Origin of the sequence: Brevibacterium sp. Marseille-P9724 (assembly GCF_902500275.1) — a bacterium.
GTDB lineage: Bacteria > Actinomycetota > Actinomycetes > Actinomycetales > Brevibacteriaceae > Brevibacterium.
Map to the genome: position 1 here is coordinate 72,036 of NZ_LR722996.1, position 12,374 is coordinate 84,409.

10 protein-coding genes are annotated in these 12,374 nt (G+C 62.1%); 6 read left to right on the forward strand and 4 right to left on the reverse strand.

Features of this window, described 5'->3' with window-relative positions:
* Positions 1 to 54 precede the first annotated feature (54 nt).
* The gene (locus GC119_RS08620; RefSeq protein ID WP_070777172.1) at positions 55 to 1,194 is read right to left on the reverse strand and encodes a heparan-alpha-glucosaminide N-acetyltransferase domain-containing protein; all 1,140 of its coding nucleotides are present in this window, start codon (positions 1,192 to 1,194) and stop codon (positions 55 to 57) included.
* Positions 1,195 to 1,267: 73 nt separating this feature from the next.
* Between GC119_RS08620 and dapA the strand changes: the two genes are divergently transcribed.
* Together dapA and GC119_RS08630 are read left to right on the forward strand one after the other, a co-directional pair.
* A complete protein-coding gene (dapA, locus tag GC119_RS08625) occupies positions 1,268 to 2,185 on the forward strand; it encodes a 4-hydroxy-tetrahydrodipicolinate synthase (RefSeq protein WP_151952919.1) in 918 nt (305 codons plus the stop codon).
* Positions 2,182 to 3,882, forward strand: a complete 1,701-nt coding sequence (locus GC119_RS08630; RefSeq protein WP_070574326.1) for a ribonuclease J — start codon at positions 2,182 to 2,184, stop codon at positions 3,880 to 3,882. Before dapA ends, GC119_RS08630 begins: the two co-directional genes overlap by 4 nt.
* 83 nt (positions 3,883 to 3,965) lie before the next feature.
* Here the strand turns inward: GC119_RS08630 and GC119_RS08635 are convergent, their stop codons facing one another.
* Positions 3,966 to 4,694 (reverse strand): IclR family transcriptional regulator, encoded by a 729-nt coding sequence (locus GC119_RS08635; protein WP_070574328.1) that lies wholly within the window; start codon positions 4,692 to 4,694, stop codon positions 3,966 to 3,968.
* Between the two features lie 145 nt (positions 4,695 to 4,839).
* Between GC119_RS08635 and GC119_RS08640 the strand changes: the two genes are divergently transcribed.
* Both GC119_RS08640 and aceB read left to right on the forward strand, forming a co-directional pair.
* Complete coding sequence (locus tag GC119_RS08640; RefSeq protein ID WP_070574330.1) at positions 4,840 to 6,225, forward strand: FAD-binding oxidoreductase; 1,386 nt, start codon at positions 4,840 to 4,842, stop codon at positions 6,223 to 6,225.
* A gap of 120 nt (positions 6,226 to 6,345) precedes the next feature.
* A complete protein-coding gene (aceB, locus tag GC119_RS08645; RefSeq protein WP_070574331.1) occupies positions 6,346 to 7,944 on the forward strand; it encodes a malate synthase A in 1,599 nt (532 codons plus the stop codon).
* A gap of 117 nt (positions 7,945 to 8,061) precedes the next feature.
* On the opposite strand, the gene GC119_RS08650 is transcribed toward aceB, so the two are convergent.
* Together GC119_RS08650 and GC119_RS08655 are read right to left on the reverse strand one after the other, a co-directional pair.
* The gene (locus tag GC119_RS08650) at positions 8,062 to 8,832 is read right to left on the reverse strand and encodes a fructosamine kinase family protein (RefSeq protein WP_070574333.1); all 771 of its coding nucleotides are present in this window, start codon (positions 8,830 to 8,832) and stop codon (positions 8,062 to 8,064) included.
* Between the two features lie 21 nt (positions 8,833 to 8,853).
* The gene (locus GC119_RS08655; protein WP_070574335.1) at positions 8,854 to 9,270 is read right to left on the reverse strand and encodes a hypothetical protein; all 417 of its coding nucleotides are present in this window, start codon (positions 9,268 to 9,270) and stop codon (positions 8,854 to 8,856) included.
* Positions 9,271 to 9,319: 49 nt separating this feature from the next.
* Between GC119_RS08655 and GC119_RS11195 the strand changes: the two genes are divergently transcribed.
* A complete protein-coding gene (locus GC119_RS11195) occupies positions 9,320 to 9,445 on the forward strand; it encodes a hypothetical protein (protein ID WP_256278278.1) in 126 nt (41 codons plus the stop codon).
* A gap of 193 nt (positions 9,446 to 9,638) precedes the next feature.
* Positions 9,639 to 12,368, forward strand: a complete 2,730-nt coding sequence (locus GC119_RS08665; protein ID WP_070574454.1) for an FtsK/SpoIIIE family DNA translocase — start codon at positions 9,639 to 9,641, stop codon at positions 12,366 to 12,368.
* Positions 12,369 to 12,374 lie beyond the last annotated feature (6 nt).

Sequence of the window (12,374 nt, forward strand, 5' to 3'; positions counted from 1 at the left end):
CCTGAAATCTGACCGCAGCCAGTCTCAGCTCAGGCGGTCCCGCATTATTCGACTTCAGCGCACCGTCAGACGCACAGCCGCGGATGCAGCTGCCTCCAGCGGTCCGCGCCGTGAGATGACAGCCTTCCACACCACGGCAATGCCGATGAGCACGACCGCGTGGACGGCGTACTCCGCGGTGGGGTCCATGCCCTTCGTCAGTTCAAGCAGAACGACGTGCAGCGAATATACGGTGAGTGTCATTGAGCCCGGTGCGTGCAGCGGCAGCAGCAGCCGCGCGGCGGCCACGGGGAAGCTGATGAACAGCAGGCAGAACACGCCGATGGCCGCCGCCGCTGCCCCCGCTGTGCCGATGAGGTCCAGGGGAGTGCCGGTGTGCGGTCCGCTTACTGCTAGCCACCACGGGGTGTCGGTGGGGACGGTTCCCCAGTTGCCGTAGAGCGTGGCCTGTTCGAGAAGGCCCGGTTTCTCGGCTGCCGAAGCCGAAAGCACCTCCCAGCCGTGCCACACCATCAGCAGGCTCGAGACGGCTGGAGCCATGACGGCTGCTCCCAAGCCCGCGGCTGTCGCTGTTATCGCGGACTGCCGTGACCAGCGGACGTGCGCTAAGGCCATGCCCACGAGGATGTAGCTCATCCACTGCAGCGCCGGATAGTAGCCGGTGAGGACAATTGACTGCAGAAGGCCCACCGGATCGAAAAGCGAATAGAGGCTTGGGACCGCGAGGTCCTGTTCGAGCTGCCAATGCGCACGGATGGCGTGGGAGGCGAAGGGGGAAGCCACAAGCCACACGGCAGCCAGTGCTGCCAGCGTGCGCCCGCGCAGGGGCAGCAGGACAGAGGCTGCGATGAACAGGAAACCGTAGACGGTCAGAATGATTGCCAGGCGAGTGCTGATGGTGCCGAGCAACAGACCTACCGTGAAGATGATGACCCCGCGAACAACCGCGGCTGCGATGGCTTTGCCCGGGGTGGACAGTGATCGTGACTGTGAGGCCAGAACGAGCGAAAACCCGGCCAGAACAGCAAACAGGGCGCTTGAACGACCGGCGAACATCACGGCCCAGGTCGGTTCGAAGTCGTCAGTATTGAGACGGTAGACATGGGTGACGACCATGCCGAAGAGAGCTGAGCCGCGGGCCGCATCAATCCAGAGCAGACGCCCCTGCGGAAAGACCCTGTCAATCGGGTTCATGCTTGTGATTGTGCCACGGTCCGCCGCCGAGTGAGGAAGCACAGCCCCAGCCGCTGACGGTACAGTAGGAGGCATGGCTACACAGGGAGATTCACAAGCAGCGCAGGCGACCGCCGCTTTCGGTCGCGTTGGTACGGCTATGCTGACGCCCTTCAAGGGCGAAGACGTCGACTTCGATGCGGCGCAGGCGGTGGCCGAACACCTGGTGAACACGGGCAACGACATGCTGGTCGTCTCCGGCACCACTGGCGAATCTCCAACAACGTCATTTGACGAAAAGGGCGACCTGCTGCGCGCGGTGAAAGAAGCTGTTCCCGAGCACGTGCGCATTGTCGCGGGCATCGGCACAAACGACACGCGCAGCAGTATCGCCAATGTCGAACAGGCCGTCGAAGCCGGAGCCCACGGACTTCTGGCCGTCACCCCGTACTACTCCAAGCCATCGCAGGCGGCGATCGCTGCGCACATGCGGGCAGTCGCCGGGGCTTCGGACCTGCCGCTGATGCTCTATGACATTCCAGGCCGTTCGGGTGTTCCCATTGAAGCCGAAACGCTGATCGAGCTTGCCGATTGTCCTACAATCCTGGCGGTCAAAGATGCCAAGGGCGATATCGCATCGTCGATCGAGGTCATGGCGAAAACCGACCTCGTCTACTACTCGGGCGAAGACGCCCTCAACCTGCCGCTGCTTGCCGCCGGCGCCGTCGGCGTAGTGTCGGTCGCCGGGCACGTAGTCGCCCGTCCTCTGTCTGAAATGGTGGATCTGGTCGCTGCGAATGACATCGCCTCGGCTCGCCGCCTGGCCCTGGACCTTGTTTCTGTGGTCGACGCAATCATGAATCACATGCCCGGGGTGGTTTCCGCTAAGGCCTGTCTTGAACTCATGGGCGTGATTCCCTCCCGCGCAGTGCGCATGCCTCTTCTGCCGGCCACGCCAGAACAGGTCGACTTCCTGCGCCGAACATTGGAAGGACACGGTTTTCTTCAGTGATTGAACTGCCAACCGACCTCGGAACACCCCCGAAGGTCGACACCAACGCCCTGCGGATCGTAGCTCTCGGCGGTCTCGGTGAGGTTGGGCGCAACATGACGGTCTTCGAGACCGGCGGCAAGCTCCTCATCATCGATGCCGGTGTGCTCTTTCCCGAAGAAGAACAGCCGGGAGTCGATCTCATCCTGCCGGACTTCTCGTACCTCGACGGGCGGGAAAAAGACGTTGTCGGCATTGCGCTGACCCACGGCCACGAAGATCACATCGGTGCTGTGCCGTATTTGCTGCGCAAGCTGGGCCGCGACGTCCCGATCCTCGGCTCGACTCTGACACTGGCTCTCGTGGAGCCGAAGCTCAAAGAGCACCGTGTGAGGGCCAGAACGAAAGTCGTGTCCGAAGGCGACCGCGAAAAGCTCGGTCCGTTCGACCTTGAATTCATTGCCGTCAACCATTCGATTCCTGATGCTCTTGCCGTTTTCCTGCGCACAGACGCGGGAACCATCCTGCACACCGGCGACTTCAAAATGGACCAGCTGCCGCTGGATGGGCGGATAACAGACCTGCGCTCTTTCGCCAGGGTCGGAGAAGAAGGTGTTGACCTTTTCCTCACTGATTCCACGAATGCGGAAGTTCCCGGCTTCACCGCTCATGAGCGCAATATCGGGCGGGTCCTCGAACAGCAGTTCAGCCACGCATCGCGCCGGGTGATCGTGGCGTCCTTTGCATCGCACGTCCACCGCGTGCAGCAGGTTCTCGAAGCCGCAGTCGCCCACGGTCGCAAAGTGGCCTTTGTCGGCCGCTCCATGGTGCGGAATATGAAGATCGCCCAGGAGCTCGGCTATCTCAAAGCGCCCGCGGGCTCCATCATCGATCTCAAACAGGTTGACGATCTTCCCGAAGACCAGGTTGTGCTCATGTGCACCGGTTCTCAGGGCGAGCCCATGGCCGCACTGTCGCGCATGGCCAACGGCACCCACCAGATCGACCTCAACGAAGACGACACCGTCATCTTGGCAAGTTCGCTTATCCCCGGGAACGAAAACTCAGTGTCCCGCGTGATCAACGGTCTGATGCGCTTGGGCGCAACCGTCATCCACAAGGGCAACGCCGCGGTTCACGTCTCCGGCCACGCTTCGGCAGGTGAGCTCCTGTACGCCTATAACATCGTCAAACCCAGAGGCGTTATGCCGGTGCACGGCGAATGGCGCCACATGCTGGCCAACGCCAAACTGGCGATGGACACCGGGGTGCCCAAGGAGAAGGTCGTCGTGGCTGATGACGGCTGGGTTGTCGACCTCAAGAACGGGCAGGCCTCAATTGTCGGGGCCGTGCCGTGTGAGTACGTCTTCGTTGACGGCAAATCGGTCGGCTATGTCACGGAAGACGATCTGCGCGACCGCCGCGTGCTTGCCGGCGAGGGCTTTGTGTCGATCTTCATGACGATCGATGTGAAGAACCGCGAAATCGTTGCCGGACCGGAAATCCACACGCGGGGTGTCGCTGAGCACGACCGCGTGTTCGACACCATCAAGCCGAAGATCGCCAAGGCGGTGGAGGACGCTCTGGACGACGGAGTGAAGAATCAGCACCGTCTGCAGCAGATCATCCGCCGCACCATTGGCCGCTGGCTGTCGACCAAGCTGCGCCGCGGTCCCATGATCGTGCCGATGGTGGTGCTTGTCGGCGGCGAAGACTGATTGCCGAAGCTGCGAGACCTGCTGGCTGGGCGAGGGGCACACCCTCGCCCAGCCTGTTTATATGAGGCATGTTGGAGCGTGCTTCAGTGCCGAGAAGCCCACACTGCGGTCAGCCTTGCCGCGGCGGTGTGCAGCGCCTGGGCGACCGATTCGTAGACGTCTTCTGCCAGACGGGAAGTCGGCGATGATGTCGACAGCGCTGCCGGCACCGGTGCGCCGGGCACATGAACTGCCAGGCAGCGAACGCCCACTTCCTGTTCTTCGTCGTCAAGGGCGAACCCGCGTTCTCGGCTCAAGGCCAGTTCCGCGCGCAGCGCCTGGTCATCGGCAGCCGAGGCGGAGGCGAGTATCGCGTCGACTTCACCGGGTTGCAGGTGGGCCAGTGTCGCTTTGCCCACGCCCGAACTGTGCATGGGAACTCGGGCGCCGACTTCTGTGAACATTCGCATGGATCGGCGGGACGCGGCTTGGGCGACGTAGGTCATGGTCGTGCCCTGCATAAAAGCGAGGTTGACGGTCTCTCCGAGTTCTTCTGCCAGGCGGTCGAGGATCGGCTGGAGGTCATAGCCGACCTGGGACGCTGCCTGCGCTCCCAGTCGAATGAGGGCGGCTCCCAGGGAATAGCGCTTGTCGGGCAGCTGGCCCACATAGCCTCGGGCTGACAGGGTCGCCAGGATTCGGTGAACTGTCGGGGCGGGCAGGTTCAGCTGTTCTGCAAGGTCGATCGAGCGGGCGGCTCCGCCCATGGAGCCGAGCGCTTCGAGTACGTCGAGGGTGCGGTCAACCGATTGGACTCGCGACGTCGGTGCCATTGTGCCTCCTGACTGCACGCACAAACCGGTGCGATGTAGAACACATCTAGGGTAGTATATTGATTTCGCTAGGTGGAAATGTAAATTCATTTTCAGACTCTGCTGCCTATACGCAAAATGCCGCTGATACTCAAAAGGTGGGCCGATGCTCGAAGAACTGATCTCCTCCCTGCCCGACGGTGTTGTCACCGTCAATCCAGACCAGATGGAGGCGTACCGTCGCGACCGCGCGAACGATCCCAATGCCGGAATGCCGCTGGCCGTTGTGCGGGCTCGCAGTGCCGAACACGTGCAGACTGCAGTTCGCTGGGCTGCCGAGCATGACGTTCCCGTCATTCCCCGTGGTGCCGGTTCCGGTCTGTCCGGCGGTTCGACCGCGCAGGACGGCGCCATCGTCATCTCCCTGGACAAGATGCGCGACATCACCATCGACGTTGCAACCCGCACGGCCGTCGTGCAGCCCGGCGCGTACAACGGGGAGGTCAATGCGGCGGCGCAGGCAGAGGGGCTGTGGTACCCGCCGGACCCTGCTTCGCGCGAGTTCTGTTCGATCGGCGGCAATATTTCGACCAACGCCGGCGGTCTGTGCTGCGTGAAGTACGGTGTCACAACGGACTACGTTCTGGGGCTGAAGGTGGTGCTGGCCGACGGCAAGCTCATCACCCTGGGCGGTCCGCGCGTGAAGGACGTGGCGGGCTTTTCGCTGACCAAGCTGTTCATCGGCTCCGAAGGTGCGCTCGGCATCGTCGTGGAGATCACCCTGCGGCTGGTTCCCAAGCAGCGCACCCCCTCGACCCTCGTGGCTGTCTTCCCCAGTCTCGAGTGCTCCTCGAAGGCGGTGCTCGACATCACCCGCGGCATGCAGCCGTCCATGCTCGAATTCATGGACAATGCGACCATCAACGCGGTTGAAGATGACCTGCGCATGGGGTTGGATCGCGCTGCGGCTGCCATGCTCATCATCCAGTCGGACGAGCCTGCCGAGTTTGCCGCATTCGAAATGCAGCGGATGGAAGACATCTGCAACGCGGCCGGGGCCACCGAGTGTCTGTCGACAACCGACCCGGATGAAGGTGAGCAGTTCGCCTTTGCTCGCCGTCATGCAATTCCGGCCATTGAGAAGACCGGCTCCATCCTTCTGGAGGACGTCGGCGTCCCCATTCCCAAGCTGGGTGACCTCGTTGTGGGCATTGCCGAGATCGCAGAGCGCAATGGTGTGCGCATTCCCGTTATGGCCCACGCCGGTGACGGCAACACCCACCCGCTCGTCGTCTTCGACCCCACTGTTGAAGGCGAAGAGGAGCGGGCCAACAAGGCCTACGGTGAGGTTATGAGCCTGGCCATCAACCTGGGCGGAACCATCACGGGTGAGCACGGCGTCGGCAAGCTCAAGCAGCCGTGGCTGAAGGACTACCTGGGCGACGATGTGTACGAACTCAACGAGCGCATCAAAAAGGCACTGGATCCCCAGGGCATTCTCAATCCCGGGACGATGGTTGTCGTAGGACCGCACGCTAAGCCCAACGCCTGATTCTGGCTATGCGGAGGCCTGTTGGGGCGGCTGTTGACTCCAACGGGACCTTCCGCCTAATCTTTCAATGTGTGAATCAAAGATTTCACAATGTGGAATCACACGAATAGGAGACAGACAATGACCACTGCCGATCTGCAGCTTCCTGAAGGCATGGAAATCACCGCTGAGCTCAAACCCGAATACTCCAAGGTCCTCACCGCTGAGGCCCTGCAGCTCATCGCCGACCTCCACCGCAAGTACGAAGGCGAACGCCAGGAGCGCCTGGCGGCGCGCATCGAGCGTCAGAAGTTCTTGGACGAAGGCGGCGAGCTCGACTTCCTTGAAGAGACCAAGGCCATTCGCGAAGACGATTCGTGGCAGGTGGCACCTCCGGCCCCCGGTCTGGAGGACCGCCGTGTTGAGGTCACCGGCCCCACCTACCGCAAGATGACGATCAACGCGCTGAACTCCGGCGCCAAGGCGTGGCTGGCCGACCAGGAAGACGCCAACACCCCCGCCTGGGATTCCGTCATCGGCGGGCAGATCAACCTGCTTGACGCGACCAACCGTGAAATCGACTTCGTTGCCGAAGAGACCGGCAAGGAATACAAGCTGCGTCCAGATGAAGAGCTGCCCACCATCATCGTCCGCCCCCGCGGCTGGCACATGACCGAAAAGCACATCCTCGTGGACGGCAACCCCGTCTCCGGTTCGATCGTCGACTTCGTTCTGTACTTCGCAAGTGCAGGCCGCAAGCAGATCGAAAAGGGCCGCGGCCCGTACTTCTATCTGCCGAAGATGGAATCGCACCTGGAAGCGCGCCTGTGGAACAACATCTTCGTTGATGCCCAGGAAGCTCTCGGTGTTCCGCGCGGCACCATCCGCGCCACCTGCCTCATCGAGACCTACCCGGCGGCATTCGAAATGGAGGAGATCCTCTACGAACTGCGCGAACACTCCTCGGGTCTGAACGCCGGTCGCTGGGACTACATCTTCTCGGTCATCAAGACCCACAGGAATAAGGGCGAAGACTGGATCACCCCGGACCGCGCCCAGGTCACCATGACCGTTCCGTTCATGCGCGCCTACACCGAACTTCTGGTGCGCACCTGCCACAAGCGCGGCGCGCACGCCATCGGCGGTATGTCGGCCTTCATTCCCTCGAAGGATGAAGAAGCCAACAAGAAGGCCTACGACCAGGTCACGAACGACAAGTCGCGTGAGGCCGGCGACGGCTTCGACGGTTCGTGGGTTGCCCACCCCGGAATGGTGGAAACCTGTAAGGAAGCCTTCACCAAGGTTCTGGGCGAGCGCCCCAACCAGATCGACAAGAAGCGCGAAGACGTCAGCGTTTCCGCGACTGACCTGCTCAGTGTGAAGGACACTCCCGGCCAGATCACTGAAGGCGGGCTGCGCACCAACATCTCGGTGGGCATCCAGTACGTCCAGTCGTGGCTCAACGGCAACGGCGCAGCCGCCATCAACGGTCTGATGGAGGACGCCGCGACCGCAGAAATCTCGCGCAGCCAGGTGTGGCAGTGGGTGAAGGAAGGCGTGAAGCTCGACGACTCCGGCGAGCAGATCACGAAGGACTTCGTCCAGAAGCTCATCGACGAAGAGACTGCCAAGCTCTCGGGTGACAACCTCGAGCAGGCAACCAAGCTCTTCACCGAAATGGCGCTGGATGAGGAATACCACGACTTTCTCACCCTTCCCGCCTATGAACTGCTGGGCTGATGGAGCCCTGAGCTGAAGGCCTTCCGCCTGACGCTCGCACACTGTGGCCCTCGCGAAGTATTCGCGGGGGCCACAGTGTGTTCTGGCTTCTGCCGGAGAGCAGTTGCCAGGTGGCAGCTACTTGCCGCGCAGAACCTCTGCCGCGGCAGAAACCGTGTCCGGGGTGTACATCGACCCGAACAGGTGAACGTGGGCCAGAAGGCCGAAAAGCTGGTGGGCGGGAATGTCGTTCCGCCACTTCTTCGGCATGGCGTGCTCGGACTCATAGCCGGCATAGATCTCATCGAGGTGAGGCGCACCGAACATGGCGAGCATCGCCAAATCCTCTAATCGGTGGCCGCCGTGGGCCGCCGGGTCGATGAGCACCGCACCGTCGACCGTCCACATGAGGTTCCCGCTCCACAGATCCCCGTGGACGCGTGCCGGATCTTCGGCGGGCCCACCGGCTATCCCGTCGTAGGCCCCATCAGCGATGAGGTTGACAGCGTCTTCAACCGTGCTTGCGCCCCGGTCGCCCAGCTGCCCACGGGTCCGTTCCAACAGCGGGCGCAGACGATCTTCCGCCCAGAACTCACCAAAGGATTCACGAGGTGCCGTCGGCACCTCGAACGGCTGACTCAGGGGACCGAAGTAGGCGGGGGAGTGGGGCGCCCAGCCGAACCCGGATGCTCCGCTGTTGTGCAGGAGGGCCAGCTGCGCACCAAAGGTGCGCGCCGCCTCGGGAGTCGATGGGGCAGGCTCCAGTCGTTGAAGCTCCAGCCGGTCATCTGCCACGCCGAGTACGCGAACCACCGGAATGACTCCCGGTTCAGCAAGCCACCGCAGACCGGCGGCCTCGGCTTCGAAGAAACCGGCAGGTGTACCGTTGCGCTGCTTTGTGAAAGTCATGTCTTCAGTCTATGAGCAGCCTTATGACCTCGACCCGCTGCCGCGGATTTCGACGTACAGCCATCTGGCTGCAGCCGCAATAGCGTAAATGAGTGTGGTGGATGCTGTGGTGGGCAAAGCGACATAAAGAAGAGTAAGAAAGACGCTCTCTATTGACCATTTCGGGCCAGAAGGATAAAGAGCCATTCCAGCCAGCGTGCAGAGCACAGTGAACAAGAGCAGTGATAGAATCACAGCCCACATTGTCCGCATGGCCCTCGTCGCAATAATAAAACCGGCGGCGACGATAGCAGGAACAGTTGTGACCCCTACGTAATATTGATTATATTCGCGTGGGCCATAGGGTCCGAACGGAAAATTAGAATAAAAGCAAAAGCAGGCTGCGGCACTGATCAAGATGCTCACTGCAAGCGCAATTCGATGGAAGCTCAAAGCCATATCCTTAGTGTAAATCTATTGCCGGGGTCGATGCAGAGCTGGCCGATTCATGGCTCGCACCACGGATCTTCGCGATGGCCCGCATGAGGTGGTAGATGCCGCGGAAGAGCACCGTGATGAACAGGAGCGCAGCGACCAGATGCGGTTCATGATTCTCCTCGTGTTGGCCAATTGACGCGCTACACGCCGCAGACCACAGAATACGCGGCACGGGCCGCCAGCGGACCTAATATGGTTCCATGGCGACCAGTACGACTTCCCCCGCTGCTGGTAAGCGCAGAAAGCGCGCGAGCAGAGCACCTGCCGAACCCGAAGCGGGGCCCAAGAAAGCAAACCCGGTGACCGGGGCATGGATGGGAGTTTCCCGCATGGCAGGCGATCGAACCCGCAAGGTGTTCTCAGAAGAACCCAACGACGACCCATCGCCAACCCGCCGTGACGGCACCGGGTTCTTCCTCATCGGATTGGCCCTCGTCATTGCGGCCTTTGAATGGTGGAACATTCCCGGCGCCATCGGCGGAGCTGTGCGAGCTGTCGTCGAAGGCACCGCCGGCCGTGTCGCTCTTGCCCTGCCGGTCATCTGCGTGGGCTACGCCGTGCGCCTGTTCATGCGCGGGGCGGACACACGCGGCAACAACCGCATTCTGTTCGGCATCATCGGCTTCATCGCCGCGGCAGCTGGTCTTGCGCACATCTACGCCGGGGTGCCCACGTTCGCCAATTCGCACGAGGCGATGGCCAACGGGGGAGGCGCCATCGGCTTCCTCTTGGCGACCCCTCTCGTGGCTGCTGTCACCGAATTCGTCGCAGTTCCGCTGCTGATCCTGCTGGGTCTGTTCTCAGTGCTCGTCATCACCGCAACCCCGGTTCAGGAAATACCGTCGCGCCTCATGGGCGCCTACGACCGACTGACCGGGGGTCGGTCGTCGCACTCAGAAGACGATGAGCACGGCAATGTGGATCTGGTTGCCGAGGGTCGGCGCACGTCGACTTTGAAGCCGATGGGAGCCAAGCGCCGGAGTCGGAAGAAGCAGGATGATGACGACGCCGAAAAATCGCGGGCCTATGACAAGGCGGTGATCGAAGAGTCTGAACTTCCGCCGTCGCAGCAGCAGACCACCGTTATGCCCACAGCCGGTGCTCCGACAGCCGGGAACGCCGACGATGCCGCGACAGAAGTCTTTGATGTGGACGCACCCAAACCGGGTCAGCGCCGTAAGACGAAAGCCGAAAAAGAACGTGCTGAGCTTAAGAAGAGCCTGGGCATGGACGATTCGGCTGACGCGGGAGCCCCGGGTGGGGCGGGGGCTGTCGGCGCGGCCAAAGCCGGAGATGTTGTTCCCGCTGTTTCCACACCGGCCCCGCACCCGACGGGCGAACTTCCTGAGCGGGTCACTCAGCTGTCGCTTGACGGGGATGTCACCTACACACTGCCGAGCACCGACCTGCTGACGGCCGGACCGCCGGCTAAAGAGCGCTCCGAAGCCAACGACCGCGTGGTCGCGGCGCTGCGCGATGTCTTCCACGAATTCAAGATCAATGCCGAAGTGACCGGCTTCAGCCGCGGACCAACGGTCACCCGCTACGAGGTTGAACTGGGGCCGGGCACAAAGGTTGAGAAGATCACCAACCTGTCGAAGAACATCGCCTACGCGGTGGCCAGTGCAGAAGTGCGCATCCTTTCGCCGATTCCCGGCAAGTCCGCCATCGGCATCGAAATTCCCAACAGCGACCGCGAAACCGTGGTCCTCGGCGATGTTCTGCGCTCCGGAGCTGCCCGTCAAACTGAACACCCGATGGTCGTCGGAGTCGGCAAGGACGTCGAAGGCGGCTTTGTCGTTGCCGACCTGTCGAAGATGCCCCACATGCTCGTAGCAGGTGCCACGGGCTCCGGTAAGTCAAGCTTCATCAACTCCATGATCACCTCGATCATGATGCGGGCGACCCCGGACGATGTGCGCATGATCCTCGTCGACCCCAAGCGCGTTGAACTGACGATCTACGACGGCATCCCGCACCTCATCACGCCCATCATCACCAATCCGAAGAAGGCTGCAGAAGCCCTCGAATGGGTCGTGAAGGAAATGGACGCCCGCTATGACGACCTTGCACACTTCGGATTCAAACACGTGCGCGAGTTCAACAAAGCCGTCCGCGAAGGCAAGCTCACACCCCCGGCCGGTTCAGAGCGCAAACTCCAGCCGTACCCCTACCTGCTGGTGGTCGTAGACGAACTCGCCGACCTCATGATGGTCGCTCCGCGAGACGTTGAAGCCTCCATTCAGCGCATCACCCAGCTGGCCCGCGCAGCCGGCATCCACCTGGTCCTGGCAACCCAGCGGCCCTCGGTGGATGTTGTTACCGGCCTGATCAAGGCAAACGTGCCCTCCCGCCTGGCATTTGCGACCTCGTCGCTTGCTGACTCCCGCGTGGTCCTCGACCAGCCGGGTGCTGAAAAGCTCATCGGCCAGGGTGACGCGCTGTTCCTGCCGATGGGAGCATCGCGGCCCATGCGCGTGCAGGGGGCGTGGATCAACGAATCTGAAATCGAAAAGGTCGTTGAACACGTCAAGGGGCAGCTTTCGCCGAATTACCGCGAAGACGTCCAGCAGGCCAGCCCGCAGAAGCAGATCGACGAAGAGATCGGCGACGACATGGACGACCTGCTGCAGGCGGTCGAACTCGTTGTCACAACCCAGTTCGGTTCGACCTCAATGCTGCAGCGCAAGCTGCGCGTGGGATTCGCGCGTGCGGGACGGCTCATGGACCTTATGGAGTCCCGCGGAATCGTCGGTCCCTCCGAAGGCTCGAAAGCCCGCGACGTGTTGGTCAAACCGGAAGACCTTCCGTCCACACTCGCCTACATCAAGGGTGAAACACCGCCGGCAGAAGAATCTGACACCGGCAGCGCAGCGGCGGCCGACCCAGCCGCATCCAGCGCTGCTGCAGCCAGCGGACCGCAGGTGAGCTCCACCTCGTCAGATCCGCTCAGCCATTCCGACTACACGGATGCGAGCGGGCGGACCTACGACGCCGAAACCGGGCTCGAGGTCGTTGAAGCCGGCGGGGAGGACGCCTGGGACCTCACCGGCCGCTGAGCGGTA

Coding starts and splice junctions, on each gene's coding strand:
- GC119_RS08620 (WP_070777172.1), bottom strand. CDS start 1,194: ATGAACCCGATTGACAGGGTCTTTCCGCAGGGGCGTCTGCTCTGGATT.
- dapA (WP_151952919.1), top strand. CDS start 1,268: ATGGCTACACAGGGAGATTCACAAGCAGCGCAGGCGACCGCCGCTTTC.
- GC119_RS08635 (WP_070574328.1), bottom strand. CDS start 4,694: ATGGCACCGACGTCGCGAGTCCAATCGGTTGACCGCACCCTCGACGTA.
- GC119_RS08640 (WP_070574330.1), top strand. CDS start 4,840: ATGCTCGAAGAACTGATCTCCTCCCTGCCCGACGGTGTTGTCACCGTC.
- aceB (WP_070574331.1), top strand. CDS start 6,346: ATGACCACTGCCGATCTGCAGCTTCCTGAAGGCATGGAAATCACCGCT.
- GC119_RS08650 (WP_070574333.1), bottom strand. CDS start 8,832: ATGACTTTCACAAAGCAGCGCAACGGTACACCTGCCGGTTTCTTCGAA.
- GC119_RS08655 (WP_070574335.1), bottom strand. CDS start 9,270: ATGGCTTTGAGCTTCCATCGAATTGCGCTTGCAGTGAGCATCTTGATC.
- GC119_RS11195 (WP_256278278.1), top strand. CDS start 9,320: ATGGCTCGCACCACGGATCTTCGCGATGGCCCGCATGAGGTGGTAGAT.
- GC119_RS08665 (WP_070574454.1), top strand. CDS start 9,639: ATGGCAGGCGATCGAACCCGCAAGGTGTTCTCAGAAGAACCCAACGAC.